This window comes from Chryseobacterium pennae (assembly GCF_003385515.1).
Classification (GTDB): domain Bacteria; phylum Bacteroidota; class Bacteroidia; order Flavobacteriales; family Weeksellaceae; genus Chryseobacterium; species Chryseobacterium pennae.
Window position 1 is genome coordinate 1 of sequence record NZ_QNVT01000006.1, and the last position, 22,927, is coordinate 22,927.

Consider the following 22,927-nt stretch of genomic DNA (forward strand, 5'->3'; position numbering starts at 1 on the left):
CCAAAAAATCAGGTAACAATAATTTTAATAGCTCGTCGGGAATATGCATCCTCAAAGTTAATCTCTTATTTGTTCCTCCACAACTTTTAGCACTGATCCGTAATCTAGAGAGAAAAAACATTTATATTTTAGTTCTTTTAAATTGCATTCTGATTTTTCTGAATCAGGCATAAACTCGAGGATTAATACAAATCTATATTTTTCATTGAAGAAGCAGATTATTTTTCTTCGTAAAGAAAGATGATTCAAATGTTTTATTTTAGAGAGCTAAGAAGTGCTATTTTATAACTGTAGAAGTTTTGTGGCTATGAATTTGCTTGGCAAGAGTCAATAAAATTGATTCCATTCCTTTTTTCCTTAAGAATATGAGATAAGACGCTAATAAACTTTGCATCAAATTAAATTCCATACAAACAATATTATCCGGCAACTTTTAAGACTGATTCATAACCATCATAAAAATTTTCGTTAAATTCGTGTAAAATAATTTTTGATGAATATTCTTTTATTAGAAGACGACCTCATTCTTTCTGCGGAGCTTTGTCGGTTTTTGGAATCCAATAATTTTACCTGCGATAAAATTTATGACGGAGAAACCTTTCTTCGCCAGATAAAAAATAATTCCTACGATCTGTATCTGCTTGATATTAATGTTCCCAAAATAAACGGGCTGGATGTCTGTCAGACGATCCGTTCTTTTGATAAAAGCACCCCCATCATTATCATTTCCGCTTATGGAGATATTTCGGATAAGAAGGATGCCTTTACCCGTCTTGCAGATGATTATCTGGTAAAGCCTTTCCAGTTTGAAGAGCTTCTTTTAAGAATTAATTCTTTATTGAGACGGAAAATGCCATCTGATACTTCCGATCAGGATATTATCAGAATAGACGACCTTATTATCAATAAAACAGAACAGAAAGTGTATCGTGGCGGAAATGAAATCACCCTTACTTTAAAAGAATTCCAATTGTTGGCGTATCTGGCAGAAGCACAGGGAAGAACTGTTTCCAAGCAACAGATCACTGAGCACGTATGGGAGCATAATTTTAATACCAATACCAATACGGTGGAAGTGTACATCAATTTCCTAAGAAAAAAGATCGATAAAGACTTTAAAATAAAACTCATTCATACCCGCTCTGGTTTCGGATATTACTTAAGCCCACTATAAATGTCCTTAAAAAGAAAGATAGCTTTAACGATCAGTATCGCCTTTTCATTGCTTTTTGGAATGGTGATGGCTGTCATTTATTTATCTTTTAATGATTTCAGGCGAGATGAGTTTAAAGAAAGATTCAGACAAAGACTGGAATTTACCACGCATTTTATTTCAAAGTCCAAAGATTTTGAAGAAGAAGCACCTATTTTTTTCAATGAAAACTCAGATAATATTCTCCTTAATGAAAAGATCTTAATTTTCAATGAGCAAAAAGAATTGATCTACAGTACCATTAAAGATCGGAATGTTACCTGGGATACTACTATGCTTAAGGAACTGGATAAGAAGAAAATTATTTATACAGAAAAAACAGTTCCGGAGATTTATGCAGCACTGAGAAATATTAATGGGGAGGATTATTATATTCTTACCAGTGCCTTTGATACCAATGGAAAATCGAAGCTGAAGTATCTGAAATACCTCTTGATTGCTGCCTATGCAATGAGTACACTTCTTATTGGTTTTTTCAGCTATTATTTTGTAGAAAAATTCCTTCGTCCTTTGGAAGATCTGAATCAGGAAATTTCAGAAGTCACGGCTCATAAATTAACGACTCAGATTCCCGTGCAGGAATCTAATGATGAAGTGAACGTTCTTGCAAAATCGTTCAATACAATGATCGTAAGACTTAATGATGTATTCCAGTCGCAAAAAGATTTTACGGCAAGTGCTTCCCATGAGATTCGGACTCCTATCACAAGAATGGCTTTTCAATTGGAAAACCTGATTAAATTTGAAGAACATTCTCCGAAAACATTATCTTCTCTGCAGCAGATCCAGCGGGATGTTTATCAATTATCTGATCTGACGAATTCACTGTTGTTACTTACAAAGTTTGATAAAGAAAACATTCAGAGCATTTATGAAGATGTCAGAGTTGATGAAGTTATTTTTGAAGCATTTGATGCAGTTGAGAAAAGTTATCCTGATCTTAAGCTGGATTTTCTGATTACCGAAGATCCTTCTGAAAATGCTTTTCTTACCATCAGTGGGATTCAATCGTTATTGGTGATTGTTTTTATTAATTTATTCAAGAACGCTGCTGTATATTCTGATACTACTGAAGTAAAGGTTTTGATAACCGAGACCAGTGATCATCTGAGTGTTGATGTAACTTCTCATGGAGACACTATATCAGAAGAAGAACAATCCAAATTATTTGAAGCCTTTACAAGAGGAAATAACGCCCAGAATATTTCCGGTTCCGGCTTAGGGCTGAGAATTGTTAAACGAATTCTGGAATATCATGATGCGGAAATTATTTATTCATCTCCAACGGAATATATGAATACCTTCACAGTGATCTTTAAAAAATAAATTTTAAGGATAGGCTGTTATCCCAAAACAGTTGCAAATTTTTGTTAAACTTCAGATTAAAATTTCAAATAAAAATTCAATACCTGGAGAAAAATTTTCCTTTTAATTTTATTTAACCTTGTCGGAAATGACCTGTTTAAAGTGATTTTAATATTTTTTTAAGGCTCATTTAAGTTTCTTTTAATCGCATCCAAGCAATTTTGTAATTTAAAATAAAAAATAATGAACAGAATTGCAGTGCTGTGTCTGGCCGTTTCCTCATTCATGGCGGCACAACAGCAAATGTCTCTTTTGGAATGCGAAGAAGCCTTTCAGAAGAACAATCTCCAGCTGCTCGCCGAACAATACAACATCAATATGGCTGATGCTGATATTCTGCAGGCTAAAATCTGGGAATTGCCACAATTGAGTGGACAGTTTAATGCTTATAATCCTCAGGATAAAAAATTTTTTGATATAGGGCATTCAAAGGGAGCAGGAATTACCCAATTAATTTATATGGGCGGTAAAAAGAAAAATGAAATTGCCTTTGCAAAATCAAATAAAGAACTTGCCCAGCTTCAGTTTTCTCAGCTTCTTGTTGACCTGAGGGCCCAGCTCCGGACTGCTTATTTTAATCTTTATTACGAAAAATTAAAGCTTGAGAATACCGATAAGCAACTAGAGTATATGAATGACCTGTTAAGTGCCTATCGTGTACAGTCTGCAAAAGGGAATGTATCCCTTAAAGATGCGGTAAGACTTCAGAGTCTTGTGATCCAGCTGAATCATGACAAGCTTGAAATCAATAAAAATATTCTTGGCTTTGAGCAGAACTTAAAAGTTCTTACAGGAATTTCAGAAGACATAGAGCCTTTGATCCCTGAATCTGAAGCTAAAGAAGCATTAGGAGCCCAGCCTTTTGGAGGTGAAGAAGAACTGAAAAGTAAGGCATTGGAAAATAATGCGGATTATCGATATAACTTAAAATTAATTGATAACAGCAAACTGTACGCCCAGTGGCAGAAATCATTGAATGTGCCGGATCTTAATGTGGGAGCAGCATGGGATCAGGCAGGAGGAACCTTTAATAATGAAGCCAATCTGACATTGGGAATTCCTTTGCCCTTATGGAGAGCGAATCAGGGAAATGTAGAAAAAGCCAACTATGCAATCCAGCAGAATCAAAAAAATGCAGATTTTCAGAAACTCACTCTTGAAACTAAAGTACAGGCGGCTTATAAAACCTGGAAAGCACAATACGATCAGCTTTTGGATATAAAAACAACGGATCTGCAGAATATGGATCTGGTCTATAACGGGATGATGACCAATTTCAGAAAAGGAAATGTAAACCTTATCGAATTTACAGACTTTATGGACAGCTACCGGGAAACTGCTCTTCAGATCTATGATATGAAAAACGAAATTATGCAGGCGGCGGAACAACTTAACCAATTAGTACAAACGAAAATCTTCTATTAAACAATGAAAACTTATATTATTCCAGTATTGATGGTCTTATCGCTAATGGCCTGCTCAAAAAAAGAGGAAGAAAAAAATAACCAGGCCAAAAAAGGTTTTGAACTCAGCAATACCATGCTGAATTCCATTTCCCTGGCAAAGGTTGAACAGAAGAATATAGAAGATGAATATAGCTTTTACGGGAAGATCTCTGCAGACAAAAACAGTTATATAGATGTCTATCCATTGGTAGGTGGAAATGTGATGAGTGTAAACGTAGAACTTGGGGATTATGTGAAAAAAGGACAGGTACTGGCCACCATCAGAAGTACGGAGCTTGCAGAAATTCAAAAAGATGTCAGCGATTCTAAAACAGATCTTGTCGTCGCAAAAAATAATCTTAGGGTTGCTAAAGAGCTCTATGAAGGGAAACTGAATACCGAAAGAGATGTGCTGGAAGCAAAAAGCCAGCTGCAGAAAGCTCAGGACCAGCTACAGAGAGCTACAGCCGTAAGTACTGTCTATAACGTAAAATCAGGAAATATATACAGCGTGGTAGCGCCAATCAACGGATATATTGTTCAGAAGAGTATCAATAAAGATATGCAGCTGAGAAGTGACCGAAGCGAAAATATCTTCGATGTGGCTAATACAACCAATGTATGGGCGATCATGAACGTTAACGAGTCCGATATTGACAAAATAAGCCTTGGAATGAAAGCTCAGGTATCTACACTCTCTTACCCGGATAAGGTTTTTGATGGAAAAATTGATAAAATATTTAAAATCATTGATCCGCAAACCAATGCCATGCAGGCAAGAGTAGTACTGGATAATGCCAATGGACTGTTGATCCCGGACAGTAAAGCCACCATAAAAGTTTCCAGTCTGGAAAGCAATACAATGCTGACTGTACCTTCCAAAGCAGTAATTTTTGATGATAACAAAAGTTTTGTTGTGGTTTTTAAATCCAGAACAGATGTGAAGGTGAGAGAAGTGAAAGTACAGAAACAGGTAGGTGATGTTACTTATATTGTGGATGGCCTTAAAGAAGGAGAAGAAGTAATAACCAACAACCAATTGTTGATATACCGTTCTCTGAACAGCTGAAAATTGTAATGATTTAAAATAAATTCTCTCAACGGCTTTTTTAGGTCATCAATGTATCTATCATGAATAAATTCATAAAAAATATAATCGCTTTTTCATTAAAAAATAAAGCATTTACCTTTATCTGGGTTGCTATTTTGGCGATTGCCGGGTTTATAAGTTTCAAAAATATGCCTATTGAAGCTTTCCCGGATGTTACCAATACTCAGATTGTAATCATTACCCAATGGAACGGACGTAGTGCAGAAGAAGTAGAACGTTTTGTTACTACTCCCATAGAATTGGCGATGAGCCCGGTTCAGAAGAAAACCAGTGTGAGAAGTACCACTATGTTTGGTCTTTCCATTGTTAAGATTCTGTTTGATGATGGGGTGGATGATACTTTTGCCAGAAATCAGGTCAATAACCAATTAAGAACCATTAGCCTTCCTGATGAGGTAGATCCAGAAGTACAGCCACCCTACGGGCCAACCGGAGAAATTTTCAGATACACCCTGGAAAGTAAAACAAAAGATTCCCGAAAACTGCTTACCCTGCAAAACTGGGTGATAGACCGCGCTTTGAGAGGAGTTCCCGGAGTAGCGGATATCAATGTTTTTGGAGGACAGGACAAAGTATTTGAATTAAGTATTGATCCCAGAGCACTGGATAAATATAATCTGACACCTCTTCAGGTATATGATGCTGTTACCAAGAGCAATCTGAATGTCGGAGGAGATGTCATTGAAAAAAACGGACAGGCGTATGTCGTAAGAGGAATAGGGTTGGTAAAATCTATTGCAGATATCGGAAATATCACCATTCAGAATGATAGTGGAAACCCAGTTCTGGTAAAAAATGTAGCAGAAGTACATGAAAGCTCTATGCCTAGAGTAGGGCAGGCGGCCTTGAATACTCATGATGATACTGTAGAAGGAATTGTTGTGATGAGAAAAGGAGAGAACCCAAGAGAAGTTCTGATAGGGGTAAAAGCTAAAATTAATGAACTGAACGAGAAAATCCTGCCGAAAGATGTAAAAATGGTGACTTTCTACGATAGGGATAACCTGATGGATTTTACGACTAAAACGGTAATGCATAACCTGATTGAAGGGATTATATTGGTAACGGTGATCGTTTTGATCTTTATGGCAGACTGGAGAACGACATTGATTGTTTCCATTATTATTCCTCTATCCCTATTATTTGCGTTTTTATGTTTAAAACTGGCAGGAATGAGTGCCAATCTGCTTTCTCTGGGAGCTGTAGACTTTGGAATTATCATTGACGGAGCTGTCGTCATGGTAGAAGGACTCTTTGTAATGCTCGACCATAAAGCACATAAATACGGAAAGGAGAAATTCAATAAATTAGCGAAAGGAGGCTGGATTAAGCAGACGGGTACAGGTTTGGGTAAAGCAATTTTCTTCTCAAAGCTGATTATTATTACCTCTCTGATTCCCATTTTCTCATTCCAGAAAGTGGAAGGTAAGATGTTCTCACCTTTAGCCTTTACTTTAGGGTTTGCATTGATAGGAGCATTGATATTTACTTTAACACTCGTTCCTGTACTTTCCCATATTCTTTTAAATAAAAATGTAAAAGAAAAAAATAATCCGTTTGTGAATTTCTGGGACAGAATCGTTTTGAAAGGTTTTAATTTAACCTTTAAGCATAAAAGAACGAGTATGATCGTAGCCATCTCATTTCTGGCAGTTACCTTATTCTCCGGGAAATTTTTAGGAACAGAATTCCTGCCTCAGCTGAATGAAGGTTCACTTTGGATCACTGCCGAAATGCCAATGAGTTCATCATTAAAAGAGTCGCTGAAAACTGCAGATCTTTTGAAAAAGGATATCATGAGTTTCTCTGAAGTAACAGATGTACTGGCACAGACGGGGAGAAGTAATGACGGGACAGATCCGAACGGATTCGGTTTCGTACAGTTTGCTGTAAACCTTAAACCAAGAGAAGAATGGAAACGGAAGATCACTTATGATGAGCTCATCAATGAAATAGACCAGAAGCTGAGAAACTATCAAGGGATCACGTTCAATTATTCCCAGCCAATTTCAGATAATGTGGCAGAAGCAGTAGCTGGTTTTAAAGCTGAGAACGGAATTAAAATTTATGGAGATAATTTAGAAACCTTAGACAAATTAGCGAATGAGGTTTTAGCAAAAATTAAAGACGTTGAAGGAGTAAAAGATCCGGGTATTATTAAAAATATCGGTCAGCCTGAGGTAAGTGTGGTACTGGACAGAGATAAAATGGCAGCTTATGGAGTAATGCCAGCTGATGCACAGGCGGTACTGGAAATGGCCTTTGGAGGAAAAACGGCTTCTGAAATGTTTGATGGAGAAAGAAAATTCCCGATCCGTCTTCGTTACTCCCAGGAATACAGAACCAATGAGAATGATATTGCCGCTTTGATGGTTCCTACTCAGGACGGAGCAAAAATTCCTTTAAAAGAAATCAGTACTATCGTTAAAGATAATGGAGCTGCATTTATCTACAGGGATAATATTAAAAGATATATCGGAGTGAAATTCTCAATCAGGGATCGTGATTTGGGAAGTACCATCGCTGATGCTCAGAAAAAAGTGGCAGCGGTTGAACTTCCGGATGGATATTCCTTAGGCTGGACAGGACAGTTTGAAAACCAGCAGCGTGCTTCACACCGATTGGCCCAGGTGGTTCCGGTAAGTATTCTGATGATCTTCTTCCTTTTATTTATCCTTTTTGGAAATATGAAAGATTCTCTTCTGGTTTTAGCGAATGTTCCATTTGCTCTGATTGGAGGGATTATTGCCCTACATGTTACCGGAATGAATTTTGGAATTTCCGCAGGAGTAGGAATGATCGCTCTTCTGGGAATCTGTATACAGAACGGAGTTATTTTGATTACAGAATTCCATCAGAATGTTAAAAACGGACTGGATATAGATAATGCGATATTAAGTGGAGTAAAATCCAGAACCAGACCAGTCATTATGACCGCTCTGATGGCGTCTATAGGATTAATGCCGGCAGCCTTATCTACGGGTATCGGATCAGAATCTCAAAAACCTTTAGCCATTGTGATTATTGGCGGATTGATAACTGCCACAGTACTTACCCTGCTTATTTTTCCGATCATTTTCTGGATTTTCAACAGGACGAAAAAGCTCAGTCAAATTTAGATTATCTTTCATTTATATTAGTAAGAAGTGCGGAAAACAAAGTTTTCCGCACTTCTGCATTATTGAAATAAAATAGGATGAGTTTAAGTTTAAAATCCTAATCCCACTGTGAAAGCTTTTATGGTATTTGGATAATCTGAAACTGAAGTAGCGGCTCCGGTTGTTGTATTAATAGAGTAAATTTTTGTAGATGAACCTATTGATGCTGCTAAATAGGCCTTTTGGCTCATGCTTCCAATATCGAAACCATTAGCATTTGTAATATTAATTCCTAAAGAGCCTGTTTCTACTAAATTTCCGTTATTAGGAGGGTTTTGCTGATATAATTTATCTGTATTGTGATCAATGACAAATAGAGTAGTAGCAGTACTTCCCGCAAAATTATTAGTATAAGCAGCTGCGCTTATAAGGGGACTTCCTGGATTTAATGCAAGATCTACAGCAGCAACTGTTCCGTCGTTAGGATTTAGGCGAAGATTCTGTCCTGTGTTGCTTACTACCCTTATTCTGTCCACGGTAGGATTGAAATCGAAACCAAAATCTGTTCCGGAAAGCAAAGTAGAAAAAGATGAAGTGCCTACAGCTGTAGCAGCACCTGTTCCCAAATTGATGGTGTAAATTCTACTTGAACTTCCCAATGCATACAATTGTCCGTTTACAGGGCGGAAATCTATTCCTAAAATATTTTCACCACTTTGTAATCCAGCCACCGTCTTGGAAACAGGCATTGGACTGTTTGGATTGAAAATTTGGAGATTATTAGAATTGTCAATGGCATAGGCTACCGGTTCTGTAGGAATGGCAATATCGATAAGAGCTTGCTGAAGAAAGCCTACAAATGTTGCTTTTCCATTATTAAGATCCAGAACATGCAATTTATCACTGAAAGCTAATAGAGCAGTACTGTTATCAAATTTAATATCAAAAGCAGCCTGCCCTGTAAAAGTGGTTCCCACGCTTCCCACTTCCACTAAAGTTCCATTGTTGGGAGGATCTTGTTTGTATAATTTTCCTAATACCGGATCAATATCATAGAGTATAGTTGAAGTAGTTCCTGCTTTACTGTTTGTGTAAGCTAATCCTGTTATTGAGGGACCTCCTGTTCCGTTAATATTAGTATCAGTAGCGGCAGTAGCTCCTGTTTCCGGATGTATACGCAGATTTTGTCCGGTATTACTCACCAGACGAATTCTGTCAACAGTAGGATTGAAATCAATTGAAGCTATTGTCCCCGAAATCAAAGGAGTAAATGCTGTTGAACTTACAGGTCTTGCTGAAGCATTGGATGTATTGATTATATATAATTTGCTGGCATTTGATAATGCATATAATTCTCCTGTTGCAGGCCTGAAATCTATGCTTAACAATTTTTCTCCTGATACAACACCTGTTACAGCTGTTTTGGAGGTGAAGGTTTTCGGATTATTAGAATTAAAATAAACAAGCTCATTCATTGCTGTTATTCCGTATACCATAAGATTGGGACTCTGAGGGATGTTTTCTGACATATGGTTTTCATCTGAATTATCACACGAAAAAAAAGTTGTAATGACAAACAGAGCCAAGTAGAAGTGTAATAGTTTTCTCATAATATTAATATTAGTTGTTGTTTTTATATGTACGAGAAAAAGATAAACATGGATTTATTGGTAGACATACTTAAGTTTTTTGCCCATATATTGTATTCATAATTAGTAAGATAGTTTATATTTTTAATAAAACATTTCTAAGGATTTTTTTCAATCCGGAAAAATGTGTAAATTTGCAGTCTCAATACGTTGAAATATAAGGTTTGTCCTTCATTGGATAAGAATATTGAAAGTTTTTTGAATAAAAAGTTTTTGGTATTTAAAAATTCATTATATTTGCACACCGAAAATTTGAAAAACAATAAATAAATAATTTTAAATCATGGCAAAGGAAACGTTTAATCGTAACAAACCACACTTGAACATTGGTACTATTGGTCACGTTGACCATGGTAAAACTACTCTTACAGCTGCTATTTCTGCTGTATTAGCTAGCAAAGGTCTTGCTGAGAAAAAAGACTTCTCTGCAATTGACTCTGCTCCAGAAGAAAAAGAAAGAGGTATTACTATCAATACTGCTCACATCGAATACGAAACTGAAAAAAGACACTATGCTCACGTTGACTGTCCAGGTCACGCCGACTATGTTAAGAACATGGTAACTGGTGCTGCTCAAATGGATGGAGCTATCGTAGTATGTGCTGCAACTGATGGTCCTATGCCTCAGACTAGAGAACATATCCTACTTTGCCGTCAGGTAAACGTACCTAGAATCGTTGTTTTCATGAACAAAGTTGACATGGTAGACGATCCTGAATTGTTAGAGCTTGTTGAAATGGAACTTAGAGACTTATTGTCTACTTATGAATTTGATGGTGATAACTCTCCAGTAATTCAAGGTTCTGCTCTAGGTGCTCTTACAGCTGCAACTGCATCTCCTGCTAACACAGAAGACAAGTGGTTCAAAAGTGTAGAAGAATTAATGGATGCTGTTGATACTTGGATCGAGCAACCACCAAGAGATACTGAAAAGCCATTCTTGATGCCAATCGAAGACGTATTCTCTATTACAGGTAGAGGTACTGTTGCAACTGGTAGAATCGAGGCTGGTGTTATCAACACTGGAGATCCAGTTGATATCGTAGGTATGGGTGATGAAAAATTAACTTCTACTATTACAGGAGTTGAGATGTTCAGAAAGATCCTTGATAGAGGTGAAGCTGGAGATAACGTAGGTCTATTGTTGAGAGGTATTGAAAAAACTGACATCAAGAGAGGTATGGTTATCGCTAAGAAAGATTCTGTGAAGCCACACAAAAAATTCAAAGCATCTGTTTATATCCTTTCTAAAGAAGAAGGTGGACGTCACACTCCATTCCACAACAAATACCGTCCTCAGTTCTATGTAAGAACTACTGACGTTACAGGTGAAATCTTCTTACCAGAAGGTGTAGAAATGGTAATGCCTGGTGATAACTTAGAGATCACTGTAGAATTGTTACAACCAATCGCTCTTAACGTAGGTCTTAGATTTGCGATCAGAGAAGGTGGTAGAACAGTTGGTTCAGGTCAGGTTACTGAAATCGTAGACTAATCATCTTAAAATAAATTAAGCTTCCGAAAGGAAACTCTCGGAAGCTTTTTTAACTACGGGCATCGTCCAATGGTAGGATACCGGTCTCCAAAACCGTTGATCAGGGTTCGAATCCTTGTGCCCGTGCAAATATAAATTATGAGTTCATTTGTCGATTTTTTAAAAGGTTCTTATAACGAATTCAGACATAAAGTTGAATGGCCAAAATGGGCTGACCTTCAGTCGTCTACAATTGTAGTGACTATTGCGACAGTGATCTTGGCTTTATTTACTTTTGGAGTTGATGAATTGTTTTCAAAAGCAATCAGCAACATCATTGGAATGCTAATCAACTTGTTCAACTAATTAAAGTATTTTCCCATAATGAGCGAATTGAAATGGTATGTGCTGAAAGCAATCAGCGGACAGGAAAATAAAGTGAAAAACTATATTGAGACAGAAATCAAACGTTTAGGGTTTGAGCAGTACGTTACTCAGGTGGTTATTCCTATGGAAAAGGTTATTCAAATTAGAAACGGTAAGAAAGTTCCTAAAGAAAAGCCTTACTATCCTGGATACTTGATGATTGAAGCTGAACTGATGGGAGAAATTCCTCACGTTATCAAAAACATCCCTGGAGTTATTTCTTTCTTAAGTCTAACAAAAGGTGGAGATCCTGTTCCAATGAGAAAATCTGAGGTGAACAGAATGCTTGGAAGAATGGATGAACTTTCAGAATTCGCAAGCGATGTTGAGATTCCATATGTAGTAGGTGAAAACGTAAAAGTGATCGATGGTCCTTTCAACGGATTCAATGGTACAGTTGAGAAGATTCTTGAAGATAAAAAGAAAATTGAAGTTTCTGTATTGATCTTCGGTAGAAAAACTCCAATGGAGCTTAGCTACATGCAAGTAGAAAAAGTATAATAATTACTTACACAATATAAAAAAGACTGCTTTTAAGCGGTCTTTTTTCATTTTATAACATCCCCATTTAAGGATCAGAAATATAATTGTTAATAAGGATTGAATGCTTTCGTAATTAAAGATCAGTCTTTACTCATTATTTCTGAGAAACTGTAATAATTGGCTATTAGCTCTGGATTATCGGATACTTGATATAACTTTCAATAGAAGCGGAGATCCTAGCCTGCCTATCAGATAAAGCATTCCATCCATTAGTCTGACAAAACCCGATATTGATCCATTTAATGAATAATATGGAGCCAATTTTAAAGCCTTTCAACTATTCTTTTCCCTAAAATATTTCGATATTAATAAGAAACTATCATTTTTTACCTGTTTAATTTTGTTTTTTATAAATTTTAATTAATTATTTTATTGAAAATATAAAATCTGATTCACGTTAGCTGTTTCTATTAAGGACTTTACCAGAATTCAATACTCACTTTTATGGGATAACAGGTAGTTTTTCCTTTATTTAAAGGTGTTTCCAAAGGTTAATTCTCTTTTGATGGCATACTTCTTGTAAGTTATTCATCAATCAGCCCATAAAACTTATTGTTTTTCTCATACGTGCACTGTTTACAGATGCGCAGTATATTTTGTGTTTTAAACCGAAAATCTTAAATGTGATTCATGAGATGTGGGAGGAATGGAAATCTTAGCAAACACATAACGCACAATGACAAAAATTACTTCGATGATCCTTTTATTAGGTTCAACAGTATTATTAAATGCTCAAGTTGGTATAAATACTTCAAACCCGGAAAAGGAGCTTACGGTGAACGGTACGATGAAAACTTCAGGTATTGTTTTCAAAAAGCCAATGGAAAAATTGGGGACTGATGAAAATTATACTTTTATTATCAAATCTCCTGCTCCTGAAAATAAAATAACGGCGTACAATGATTCTTTTGTACCCAATTCGCCGGCACCCATCAATATTATACAGTTTAAAATTACCTGTGATCCTTCAGATAAAGACTGGGTAAAAGAGTTTGATACCAAAATTAATTCTAAAAAATTTCTGGTAGTAATCTCTTCCTTCGGATTTACCCAGCCTGTAAGAACCAATACCGCAGACTGGCTGACTCCGGTTCCTCAGATCTTTGCTTATTCAACAGGCACTACCTGGAAATTAAAAGCTGACTATGAAGGTTTTTCTCCCACGTCTACATTGCCAACAGGAGAATGGACGCTTAATTTATTGGTATATGACAGATCTTACGCAAAAGAATTTAACTCAACTCAATCCCTTAGAAACTCTACAACAGGTGCCGCTGCCGCTCCTTTAATTCAATAAAATACGACAATGAAAAAAATGATAACATTATTCTTTGTGACTATTGCTTCATTGGGAGTAAAGGCACAAATCGGAATTAATACTGCCAACCCAAAGGGAGTTTTGGATGTAGAAGGAGAAACTTTAGTAGAATCTTATCTTATCGATACTGAAAATGTAACGGCAAGAGGGAACTATTTACTGCTTACCCGTTCTAAGGATTCTTCTCCTGTAGGGAAAGTGAAGCTGCTTGATATTACACTTCGTAATGTAGCTCCGGTAAATATGTATAATGTAGTGCTGAAAAACGTAAAGCAGGACGAAGTAATTAACCTTAATACAGGGCTGGATGCAGATAAATATGTTGTAGCTATTACTGGTGCTGTTTTCACCGATGCCGTTTCTGCTACTACAACCTCTACTTCAAGACTGTACGGGGCGTATTCTACAGAAGTAACCAAAATACAAAAAAACGGGAAAAATTATCAGGCCGTTAATCTTAGTTTTAAGGGAGCGGGTACTGTATCTGCACAAAACGGGACATGGACACTTACCTTAAATGTATTTGAAAAATCTCTGGTAAAAGACTGGGGAACATTTGCCGGTTCTGTATCAGCTTCGGCGTCTTTTACCGGAGTATCTACCAACACGCCTCTAGGGCTTCAATAATAAAACATGATAAAACAAATTTATATTACAATGATGATAGGACTGGGAATCTTTCTGAATGCCCAGACCGGAAAAGTAGGAATCAAGACAGATAACCCTACAGAGACACTTGATGTAAACGGAAAGACTCATACCAATTCTTTATATCTCAGAAATCCGGGAGAACCTACCATGACAGGGGGAAGTTTTCTGGCCACATCAGAAAATGCATTACAGCTATATGATCCGAATCTGGAAAGCAGCGGATTATTCAATTATATCAAGCTTACGCTGACAGGAGTTTCGGGACAAGGAATTGCTGATTATGATACAAAAATTGATGCCAATAACTTTCTGGTTGTACTTCATAACTATTCTTTCAAGCTTAGCAATGGAAATACGAATGTAATGCTTGATTATGGTGATAACGGAGTTAATGACAACAAACAGGGATCACCTGATGTAACTGCGTTCAAAAGTAATGGAACATGGCATATCAAAGCAAGATTTACTGATAGCAGAATTATTGCCAACACTTCTGCGGGACCATCAAGAACTTATAATGATTTCACTGTTGATCTTTATCTGATGGCCTATAAAAGATTGATTACAAAGCATAATATCAATGAGGTTAATGCTAATCTTGGTGGAACTGATGGTTCTGCTCAAACAATTAATAAACCATCAGGTTTTTAATACAATAAAAACTTAGTTGATTAAGAAACCAGACTTTTGAATAAGAGTCTGGTTTTTTATTTTGATATTTTTACAGTTATATAAGGAATGTTTTGTCAATTTGTTAGGTGTAGTTGAATATTGTTTATTGCTTTTTCAAATGATTTTATAATTTTATATGGAATTATATTGAAATGGGAAAACGAATACCTTCTATATTATCATTACTGTTTTCAGTAGCGCTGTGTTTGGGGCAGAACAGAAAAGAGTATGAGCAATATATGAATACTGCCAATGGGCTGAAATTTAAAGATTGGAAAAAGGCAGAGTTTAATATACAGCAGGCAAGAAAGAAAGTTGATGAACGTGATTTAGGAGACTTTTATATCGAAGCTGCAAAAATTTACAGTGATGTAAATTATTTTGATCTGACTCTGGATTATTCCAACAAAGCTTATCATCTGTTTTTGGATAAAGATGAAGAGAAAATGGCTAAAATAGATGGTATTTTTGCTTATACTTACTCACAGCTTAATGATACCAGGCGGGCTATTTCTTATTACAAGAAACTTTTAGGATTTTATCAGAAGCAAAAACAGGAAACAGAAACCATTAAGCTTCTTAATAATTTGGGAAATGCTTATCTGGTGTTATCCAAACTGGATTCATCAAGATATTACTTTGAAAAAGCATTGGTGGCTTTTAAAACATATAATAATCCTGTTATCAAAGCATTTGTCTTCTCAAATTTGGGGAAACTTAATTTTCTGGAAGGTAACAATGCTAAAGCAGAGGAGTATCTTTTAGAAGCAGAAGCTATTGTGAAAATTAATAAGATTGAAGATCATAAATCCAACTATCAGGTTAATTATAACCTTGCCAATTTCTATATTGAAACAGAAAATCCTGAAAAAGCCTTACAGTATGCCGGAAATGTGGGAAACCATATCGTCCCCAATGCCATCAGCTTTGATAATACAAATTATTTAAGAACTTTATATAAGGCTTACCAACTCAATAAGGACTATAAAAACTCTGTAGAAACTTTTAAAAAATATGATTCTATACGGGAATTGCTGAACGTAGAGGAAAAAGCAGTGAATGTAGAGCGTTTAAAAGTAAGACATGATTATGAACTGCAGAAAAGAATGGACAAAATAGAGCAGGATAGAAAGAATATGCTGTATGTCGTGATGGTCATTATTCTTCTGCTGGTCGTAGCAATCAGTATTTTGCTGCTTATTAATTTCAGAAACAAGGCTGAAAAACTCCGCTTAGAAAAGAAGCTGATTGAAAACCGTGAGAAGCAGCTGGAAATAGATAATCAGATGAAAGAAAAAATGTTGGTATATAAATCTATGGAACAATCTAAAATAGAAGAAATTTTTAAATCTCTTCTGGAACAGGTCAATGTTTTGAAAACTAAGCTTAAAGACAGTGAGATCAATGAGGTTTCCAGGATTATCAACAAAATTAAGCTGAATACTAAACACGACTCATGGGGAGATTTTGAATACCATTTCCTGAATATCCATGAATCGTTTTACGAAAATCTGGATCGCAAACATCCTGGGCTGACCAACTACGATAAACGGCTGGCAGCTATGCTGAAGCTTAAATTGTCTACAAAAGAAATTTCAAATCTGCTGAATGTAACCCCAAAAACAATTGAAAATTCGAGAACACGCCTGAGGAAAAAAATGAATCTGACCAATACCAAAGAAGACCTTGCTCAATATTTAAATGAATTATAATGTGTTGATATTTAACATCTTGTTATTGTGTGTGTGGAAATGATGTGGTGTTTTTTTCCTTATAAGTGGTAATTGTGTGTGGTATTTTTATACAGGTTGGGTGGCAATGCATTCCTTTGTCTCCTATTTAAAACAATACCACTATGAAAAAGTTACTTATTTTTTTTATTGCTCTTTCAATATATTCTCCAGGAAAGGCACAATGGAATCCTGTATTGGATCAGAATTTTTTGGTAGCGAACGGAGGAGGATCTTCCTTTGCTGCCACTACAAGTGATGGGAAAACTTACATCGGATACTGGAAACGGGTTTCTGCACCGGTAAACTATGAATTATGGGTCCAGATTCTGGATCAGGCCGGAAATAAACAGCTGGGGCCGGAAGGAATCAAAGTAAGTGACCAGATTCCGATGAGTACCTATACTGTTATGGAAAGAACGGCAGTAGACTCGTCAGATAATCTGTATATTGGAGTTACAGGAACAGGAGGTGGAAATCCGGGTTATGTTTTTAAAATTACACCACAGGGAACTTCCATATGGCCAAACGGGATCAGTCTTGGGGAAGGATATCTTCCGACTATCCTGCCATTGCCTGAAGGAGATATTATTGTCGGATATTTTCCACCTAGCCAGAAGCATACTAAAGTACAAAGATTTAATGCTTCAGGGCAGCCGGTATGGACGAGTCCGGCTCAGATTGTTTCTGATGATAATACTAAGAATACAGTCCCGGCTGATCTTTTTAAACTCAAAGGAGATGAATGTGAAATTATTTTCCACAAACAAATGTCTTTTGGAACCACAAGTTACCTGTTCGCTCAAAAGTTAAACCTTATCAACGGAGGGCTATTATGGGATACAGCTAAACAGATCACGACTAAATCTACAGCCTATAATGCAAAATATAGCGGAGTCGTAGATAGTAATGTGGTATACTACGGATACAGTACTGGTGAAAATATGCGATTTGACGGGTATCTTCAAAGAATAAATCCTGATAGTAGCCTTCCATGGGGTATTTTTGGGGTAGACTTTGATACTCATCAGACTTATTTAGAAAAAGATATGAAAATTGCTTTTACACCAGGGTCTTCTTATATATGGTCCATTGCCAATTACAGTTCTTCATCTCAGGGAGACAATGGTGAATTTGTACAGAAGTTTGATAAAAATACCGGAGCAAGATTATTTACTGATAATGCAAAGCAGGTTTTTGCTGTGGATGATATGTCTATGTTCCATTATGATGGGCTGCAGCTGGTAAATGATAAGCCTTATTTTGTTGTACAGAAAAAAGTAGGAACTGCGCTCAATATATCTTTAAATGCTGTTCTACTGGATAGCAATGGCGATTTTGAATGGCCACAACATTATCTTCCTGTAGCAACTTTTGAGGCTTCTAAAGGATATATTTCCGTATTAAAACCTATTAATGGGCAGGGAGTAATTGTATTTCAGGAAACCAAAAATACCGAGACTAACTTGTCAGGTATCTATGCACAGAATCTGATGTTACCTAATGGTACGATGGGAACTCATGAAATTTCCAATAATAATTCCAATATCAAATTATATCCGAATCCTGCAGTGGATTTTATTCATATTGATGGAATGAAAGATCAGAATTTTAGTATTTATAGTGCTGTTGGACAATTGATAAAATCAGGACGTATGAAGCAGGGAGAAATTGATGTTAAAAATCTTATAAAAGGAATCTATCACGTAAAGGTAAAAGAAAAAAACATAAAATTTATCAAGAAGTAAGGATTCTATAATTGTAATAATAAGATTAAAGAAGAAGTCTTTGTATCAGCAGAATGTTTCGTGGAAAAGAAAGAAGATCAGGAGAGGCAGAGCTCTCGGATATTATTTTTTTGTCTAAACTTTTTAAAAATCAGCAATATCCGTTTGTAGTTTCAAAAATATTTTATACTTTTGCAGTCCAAAAAGCAGACTTATCATAAGTGAGTGCGATAATCTGCTGAATAATAAATGCTTCCAAACTCATTAATTATTCAAATTTAAAAAACAAACAATGGCTAAGAAAGTCTTTAAAATGGTAAAGCTTCAGGTGAAAGGTGGCGCAGCTAACCCTTCTCCACCAGTAGGTCCAGCATTGGGTTCTGCAGGTGTGAACATCATGGAGTTTTGTAAGCAATTTAACGGAAGAACCCAAGATAAGCCAGGGCAAGTTTTACCTGTAGTAATTACAGTATACGAAGACAAATCTTTTGAATTCGTTATTAAAACTCCACCTGCAGCGATCCAGTTAATGGATGCAGCTAAAATCAAGGGAGGTTCTGGTGAACCAAACAGAAACAAAGTAGGTTCTGTAAATTGGGAACAAGTAAAGAAAATCGCTGAAGATAAAATGGCGGATCTTAACTGTTTTACAATGGATTCTGCTGTTTCTATGGTTGCAGGTACTGCAAGATCTATGGGATTAAGAGTAACAGGAACTAAACCAACTTTTAACGCTTAATACTATTAGAAAATGGCAAAATTGACTAAAAAGCAAAAGGAAGCTTTAAGCAAAGTAGAAAAAGGAAGAATCTATAACCTTGAAGAAGGTTCAGCTCTTGTAAAAGAAGTGAACACTACAAAGTTTGATGCTTCAGTAGATATCGCTGTAAGATTAGGTGTAGACCCAAGAAAAGCAAACCAAATGGTAAGAGGTGTTGTGTCTCTTCCTCACGGTACTGGTAAAGATGTTAAAGTATTAGCTCTTGTAACTCCAGATAAAGAAGCAGAAGCTAAAGCTGCTGGTGCTGACTATGTAGGTCTTGACGAATATTTACAAAAAATTAAAGATGGTTGGACAGATGTTGACGTTATCGTTACTATGCCAGCTGTAATGGGTAAATTAGGTCCATTAGGTAGAGTATTAGGTCCAAGAGGTTTAATGCCAAACCCTAAATCAGGAACTGTAACAATGGAAATTGGTAAAGCAGTAACTGAAGTAAAAGCTGGTAAAATTGACTTTAAAGTAGACAAATACGGTATTATCCACGCTGGTATTGGTAAAGTATCTTTCGATGCTGCTAAAATCAAGGAAAATGCTCAGGAATTGATCTCTACTTTGATCAAAATGAAGCCAACTGCTGCTAAAGGAACTTATGTGAAGTCTATCTATTTGTCTTCTACAATGAGCCCAGGTATTGCAATTGATACTAAATCTGTTAACTAATAATAATCCTTAAGACAATGACAAAAGACCAAAAAGTTGTAGCAATACAAGAGATCAAAGATTTGCTTCAGGATGCAAAAGTAGTATACGTAGCAGATTTAGACGGTTTGAACGCTGGTAAATCTTCAGAATTCAGAAGACAGGCTTTCAAGCAAAATATTAAAGTGAAAGTTGTTAAAAATACACTTTTACAAAAAGCAATGGAACAAATCGAAGGAGTAGATTACTCTGAAATGTTCCCATCTTTCAAAGGAAACTCAGCATTAATGGTTGCTGATACAGCAAACGCTCCTGCGAAACTTATCCAAGGATTCAGAAAGAAAGAAGAAAAGCCAGCTTTAAAGTCTGCTTTTGTTCAAGAAGCTTTCTATATTGGTGACAACAACCTAGACGTGTTAGCTAATATCAAGTCTAGAGAAGAAATGATCGGTGAAATCATCGGATTACTTCAGTCTCCAATCCAGAGAGTTGTTTCTGCTCTTCAAAACAAACCTGAAACTGTAGAAGCTAAAGCTGAAGAAGCTGCTCCTGTAGTAGAAGAAACTCCTGCTGCTGAAGCTCCAGAAGCTGCTGCAGAAAGCACTGAAGAAACAAGTGCTGAATAATTATACTCAAAAAATTAAATAAATAATCAACAAAAACATTACAACAATGTCAGATTTAAAAAATTTAGCTGAAACGCTAGTAAACCTAACTGTAAAAGACGTAAACGAATTAGCTACTATCCTTAAGGATGAGTACGGAATTGAGCCAGCTGCTGCTGCTGTAGTAGTTGCTGCAGGTGGTGCAGGTGAAGCTGCTGAAGAAAAGACTGAATTCGACGTAATTCTTAAGTCTGCAGGTGCTTCTAAATTAGCTATCGTTAAATTAGTAAAAGATTTAACTGGTGCTGGTCTTAAAGAAGCTAAAGATATCGTAGATGGTGCTCCTTCTGCAATCAAAGAAGGTGTTTCTAAAGACGAAGCTGAAGCTCTTAAGAAGCAATTAGAAGAAGCTGGTGCTGAAGTAGAATTGAAATAATTTCAATTTTATTATAAATATAAGAAGCCTGAGCATTTGCTCAGGCTTTTTTTTGATCTTATCTGAATGTATTTTACGCTTTATCTATATGTGTATTGCAATATTATTGATGCCTATAGTTTAATATTTTATTATGGATGATTATTTCGTAAAAATTAGCATAATAAAATGATTTAATTATGTTAAATGAATATTTTTGTTGTATTTTTTTTTATTAAAACATTGTTTTAATTGAAAAAATACTATATTTGCATCAACGAAAACACAACATAATTGGATAGAAATTATTTTCTTTGCTATGGTCAAATAGCAGTTCTATTGCTGCTGTCGACTATAGGAAGACTAAATGCGAGGATTATATCTTCTACGGTGAGCAAGCCTGAACTGTTACATCGTGCGGATATAACCGATTCTGATTTTTACCTGCATTTATCTGATACTTTTTCACAGGAATCAATCAATTCTGTGAGTTGCAGACCTGCCCATCATTTAAAAATTAATGATAACTTTCAAGATGCTGTTTTATCCGGCAATATTCCATTTGTAAATGACCAGAACTTTGTGTTATTCTCTGTGAAGAATTTAAAGTTTACTTCTGGCTGGAATAAATGGAGGTGGCCCAATCCGGTCCATCATACCAATCCTATCGCAATATTTGAAATGGTAAAGACTTTTGATATGAACTCTTTTAAATTAGTCGATGGTTTTAAGTTTATTATTAAAATTCCTGATAAACTTACCGTCATTACTATACCGTAGTACTTCTGAAATTTTTACGATCCCCAGCCGGAATTCTCATTATTCATTTATATTATTTTAAATGAAGGGCTAAAGGATTGTCTTTTTATACCAAAATAAACACAACAAATATCAACTAAGAATGAAAAGCAAATTATTCACATTAGCACTTCTATCTGTCGGAGTTTCTATTTTCGCACAGGTAGGGATTAATAGTCCACAACCGCAAGCGAGCCTTGATGTGGTGGGTTTTCCATCGGATAAAAATAAACTGGATGGTATTATTGCTCCTAGAATTACTGGAGTACAGCTGAATGCTAAAAGCTATACAACTGCCCAGACTGGAGCGATTGTATATGTAACTTCAGCTGAAACTGCACCTACAGGACAAACTGTAGATGTTATAACGCCTGGTTACTATTATTTCGATGGAACAAAATGGGGGAATTTAAATGCCAATTGGCGTACTGTAGGAAACAGTGGTACAGTAGCGACTTCCTCAACGTTAGGAACAGATATTTCCGGAGGGAATTATCTTGGAACAAGTGATGGGCAGAGTCTGGTACTGGCCACTCAAAAAAATGTAAAAGGAATCCTTGATGTAAACGGAACACTGCAAGGTGGAAACTCTAATAATGCAACCGGAGCTTATGCTGCTTTTTCATGGGGGTCAAATAATACGACTAATTCAACCTCTTCGAATATTGCACTAGGAAGAAATAATACAGCTACTGCCATCAATGCTAATTTTCCAGCGGTAGCCATTGGTGCTAATAACTCAGCTACGAGTGGTGCTAAAATTATTGGAAACTCTAATACTGCAGTAGGAGCTAATCATCTTGTATTTGGAAATACAAATACTGTTACAGGTACAGCAGGGCTTACATTGGGGAATTTGCATACCAATAAAGGAGGAATTGCTATAGGGAGTGGCAATACAGTAGATTTAAACAGTATGGCCGTTGGTTCTGCAAGTTCGGCTACCGGAGGGCAGGCTCTGGCTATTGGTTTTTCTGGAACAGCAGGCTCTGGGCAAACGGTATTTGCTAATAAATCACATGCTTTTTTTAATGTAACGAACGGAACGGATACAATTGTAGGAATTAACATGGTGCCTACTGCTGACACCGCAACAGGAGCGGCACTTCAGCTGAAAGGTATTGCTACATCCGCAACTACCTGTTCAGGTAAAGAAGAAGGAGCAATCCGGTACAATTCTACAGCGAGAGTACATGAAGGATGTAATGGTACATCATGGAAAGCTTTATACTAATTCATAATAAACACAAACCTTATAAAATTA

Annotated in this window: 20 protein-coding genes and 1 tRNA gene; 20 read left to right on the top strand and 1 reads right to left on the bottom strand. The window is 36.2% G+C overall.

The window, feature by feature from the left end; genetic code table 11:
- Window positions 1-493: 493 nt before the first annotated feature.
- From DRF65_RS07940 to DRF65_RS07960, 5 genes are all read left to right on the top strand, one after another.
- Window positions 494-1,174 (top strand): response regulator transcription factor, encoded by a 681-nt coding sequence (locus tag DRF65_RS07940; protein ID WP_115970237.1) that lies wholly within the window; start codon window positions 494-496, stop codon window positions 1,172-1,174.
- A complete protein-coding gene (locus tag DRF65_RS07945; RefSeq protein WP_115970238.1) occupies window positions 1,175-2,539 on the top strand; it encodes a sensor histidine kinase in 1,365 nt (454 codons plus the stop codon).
- Between the two features lie 222 nt (window positions 2,540-2,761).
- On the top strand, window positions 2,762-4,003 hold the full coding sequence (locus tag DRF65_RS07950; RefSeq protein WP_115970239.1) for a TolC family protein: 1,242 nt from the start codon (window positions 2,762-2,764) through the stop codon (window positions 4,001-4,003).
- Window positions 4,004-4,006: 3 nt separating this feature from the next.
- Entirely contained in the window at window positions 4,007-5,092 is a 1,086-nt protein-coding gene (locus tag DRF65_RS07955; RefSeq protein WP_115970240.1) for an efflux RND transporter periplasmic adaptor subunit, read from the top strand.
- 62 nt (window positions 5,093-5,154) lie between these two features.
- Window positions 5,155-8,253: an efflux RND transporter permease subunit gene (locus DRF65_RS07960; protein ID WP_115970241.1), complete on the top strand. Its 3,099-nt coding sequence runs from the start codon at window positions 5,155-5,157 to the stop codon at window positions 8,251-8,253.
- Between the two features lie 89 nt (window positions 8,254-8,342).
- Here DRF65_RS07960 and DRF65_RS07965 read toward each other — a convergent pair whose 3' ends face one another.
- Window positions 8,343-9,761, bottom strand: coding sequence for a DUF4394 domain-containing protein (locus DRF65_RS07965; protein ID WP_228438576.1), 1,419 nt, complete (start codon window positions 9,759-9,761; stop codon window positions 8,343-8,345).
- Between the two features lie 403 nt (window positions 9,762-10,164).
- Here DRF65_RS07965 and tuf point away from each other — a divergent pair, with 403 nt between their 5' ends.
- From tuf to DRF65_RS08040, 15 genes are all read left to right on the top strand, one after another.
- Window positions 10,165-11,376, top strand: a complete 1,212-nt coding sequence (tuf, locus tag DRF65_RS07970) for an elongation factor Tu (RefSeq protein WP_089738146.1) — start codon at window positions 10,165-10,167, stop codon at window positions 11,374-11,376.
- Between the two features lie 55 nt (window positions 11,377-11,431).
- Window positions 11,432-11,502: transfer RNA gene (locus DRF65_RS07975), tRNA-Trp, on the top strand.
- 12 nt (window positions 11,503-11,514) lie between these two features.
- The gene (secE, locus tag DRF65_RS07980) at window positions 11,515-11,721 is read left to right on the top strand and encodes a preprotein translocase subunit SecE (protein ID WP_002976410.1); all 207 of its coding nucleotides are present in this window, start codon (window positions 11,515-11,517) and stop codon (window positions 11,719-11,721) included.
- A gap of 18 nt (window positions 11,722-11,739) precedes the next feature.
- On the top strand, window positions 11,740-12,282 hold the full coding sequence (gene nusG / locus DRF65_RS07985) for a transcription termination/antitermination protein NusG (protein ID WP_115970243.1): 543 nt from the start codon (window positions 11,740-11,742) through the stop codon (window positions 12,280-12,282).
- A gap of 718 nt (window positions 12,283-13,000) precedes the next feature.
- Window positions 13,001-13,621 (top strand): hypothetical protein, encoded by a 621-nt coding sequence (locus DRF65_RS07990; protein ID WP_115970244.1) that lies wholly within the window; start codon window positions 13,001-13,003, stop codon window positions 13,619-13,621.
- A 9-nt stretch (window positions 13,622-13,630) separates the two neighbouring features.
- Window positions 13,631-14,269 (top strand): hypothetical protein, encoded by a 639-nt coding sequence (locus DRF65_RS07995; protein ID WP_115970245.1) that lies wholly within the window; start codon window positions 13,631-13,633, stop codon window positions 14,267-14,269.
- Window positions 14,270-14,275: 6 nt separating this feature from the next.
- Window positions 14,276-14,944 (top strand): hypothetical protein, encoded by a 669-nt coding sequence (locus tag DRF65_RS08000; protein ID WP_115970246.1) that lies wholly within the window; start codon window positions 14,276-14,278, stop codon window positions 14,942-14,944.
- Between the two features lie 173 nt (window positions 14,945-15,117).
- Complete coding sequence (locus DRF65_RS08005) at window positions 15,118-16,677, top strand: tetratricopeptide repeat protein (protein ID WP_115970247.1); 1,560 nt, start codon at window positions 15,118-15,120, stop codon at window positions 16,675-16,677.
- Window positions 16,678-16,820: 143 nt separating this feature from the next.
- The gene (locus DRF65_RS08010; protein WP_115970248.1) at window positions 16,821-18,443 is read left to right on the top strand and encodes a T9SS type A sorting domain-containing protein; all 1,623 of its coding nucleotides are present in this window, start codon (window positions 16,821-16,823) and stop codon (window positions 18,441-18,443) included.
- 271 nt (window positions 18,444-18,714) lie between these two features.
- A complete protein-coding gene (gene rplK / locus DRF65_RS08015) occupies window positions 18,715-19,161 on the top strand; it encodes a 50S ribosomal protein L11 (RefSeq protein ID WP_115970249.1) in 447 nt (148 codons plus the stop codon).
- Window positions 19,162-19,173: 12 nt separating this feature from the next.
- A complete protein-coding gene (rplA, locus tag DRF65_RS08020; protein ID WP_076354938.1) occupies window positions 19,174-19,866 on the top strand; it encodes a 50S ribosomal protein L1 in 693 nt (230 codons plus the stop codon).
- Between the two features lie 17 nt (window positions 19,867-19,883).
- Complete coding sequence (rplJ, locus tag DRF65_RS08025) at window positions 19,884-20,471, top strand: 50S ribosomal protein L10 (protein ID WP_115970250.1); 588 nt, start codon at window positions 19,884-19,886, stop codon at window positions 20,469-20,471.
- Between the two features lie 46 nt (window positions 20,472-20,517).
- Window positions 20,518-20,886, top strand: a complete 369-nt coding sequence (rplL, locus tag DRF65_RS08030; RefSeq protein ID WP_045501110.1) for a 50S ribosomal protein L7/L12 — start codon at window positions 20,518-20,520, stop codon at window positions 20,884-20,886.
- 273 nt (window positions 20,887-21,159) lie between these two features.
- Complete coding sequence (locus tag DRF65_RS08035; RefSeq protein WP_115970251.1) at window positions 21,160-21,645, top strand: hypothetical protein; 486 nt, start codon at window positions 21,160-21,162, stop codon at window positions 21,643-21,645.
- Between the two features lie 121 nt (window positions 21,646-21,766).
- Window positions 21,767-22,897, top strand: coding sequence for a hypothetical protein (locus DRF65_RS08040; protein ID WP_115970252.1), 1,131 nt, complete (start codon window positions 21,767-21,769; stop codon window positions 22,895-22,897).
- Window positions 22,898-22,927 lie beyond the last annotated feature (30 nt).

Excerpts from the sequence above, each read along its gene's own strand:
- DRF65_RS07940 (WP_115970237.1), top strand. The coding sequence starts at position 494 with ATGAATATTCTTTTATTAGAAGACGACCTCATTCTTTCTGCGGAGCTT.
- DRF65_RS07945 (WP_115970238.1), top strand. The coding sequence starts at position 1,175 with ATGTCCTTAAAAAGAAAGATAGCTTTAACGATCAGTATCGCCTTTTCA.
- DRF65_RS07950 (WP_115970239.1), top strand. The coding sequence starts at position 2,762 with ATGAACAGAATTGCAGTGCTGTGTCTGGCCGTTTCCTCATTCATGGCG.
- DRF65_RS07955 (WP_115970240.1), top strand. The coding sequence starts at position 4,007 with ATGAAAACTTATATTATTCCAGTATTGATGGTCTTATCGCTAATGGCC.
- DRF65_RS07960 (WP_115970241.1), top strand. The coding sequence starts at position 5,155 with ATGAATAAATTCATAAAAAATATAATCGCTTTTTCATTAAAAAATAAA.
- DRF65_RS07965 (WP_228438576.1), bottom strand. The coding sequence starts at position 9,761 with ATGTCAGAAAACATCCCTCAGAGTCCCAATCTTATGGTATACGGAATA.
- tuf (WP_089738146.1), top strand. The coding sequence starts at position 10,165 with ATGGCAAAGGAAACGTTTAATCGTAACAAACCACACTTGAACATTGGT.
- secE (WP_002976410.1), top strand. The coding sequence starts at position 11,515 with ATGAGTTCATTTGTCGATTTTTTAAAAGGTTCTTATAACGAATTCAGA.
- nusG (WP_115970243.1), top strand. The coding sequence starts at position 11,740 with ATGAGCGAATTGAAATGGTATGTGCTGAAAGCAATCAGCGGACAGGAA.
- DRF65_RS07990 (WP_115970244.1), top strand. The coding sequence starts at position 13,001 with ATGACAAAAATTACTTCGATGATCCTTTTATTAGGTTCAACAGTATTA.
- DRF65_RS07995 (WP_115970245.1), top strand. The coding sequence starts at position 13,631 with ATGAAAAAAATGATAACATTATTCTTTGTGACTATTGCTTCATTGGGA.
- DRF65_RS08000 (WP_115970246.1), top strand. The coding sequence starts at position 14,276 with ATGATAAAACAAATTTATATTACAATGATGATAGGACTGGGAATCTTT.
- DRF65_RS08005 (WP_115970247.1), top strand. The coding sequence starts at position 15,118 with ATGGGAAAACGAATACCTTCTATATTATCATTACTGTTTTCAGTAGCG.
- DRF65_RS08010 (WP_115970248.1), top strand. The coding sequence starts at position 16,821 with ATGAAAAAGTTACTTATTTTTTTTATTGCTCTTTCAATATATTCTCCA.
- rplK (WP_115970249.1), top strand. The coding sequence starts at position 18,715 with ATGGCTAAGAAAGTCTTTAAAATGGTAAAGCTTCAGGTGAAAGGTGGC.
- rplA (WP_076354938.1), top strand. The coding sequence starts at position 19,174 with ATGGCAAAATTGACTAAAAAGCAAAAGGAAGCTTTAAGCAAAGTAGAA.
- rplJ (WP_115970250.1), top strand. The coding sequence starts at position 19,884 with ATGACAAAAGACCAAAAAGTTGTAGCAATACAAGAGATCAAAGATTTG.
- rplL (WP_045501110.1), top strand. The coding sequence starts at position 20,518 with ATGTCAGATTTAAAAAATTTAGCTGAAACGCTAGTAAACCTAACTGTA.
- DRF65_RS08040 (WP_115970252.1), top strand. The coding sequence starts at position 21,767 with ATGAAAAGCAAATTATTCACATTAGCACTTCTATCTGTCGGAGTTTCT.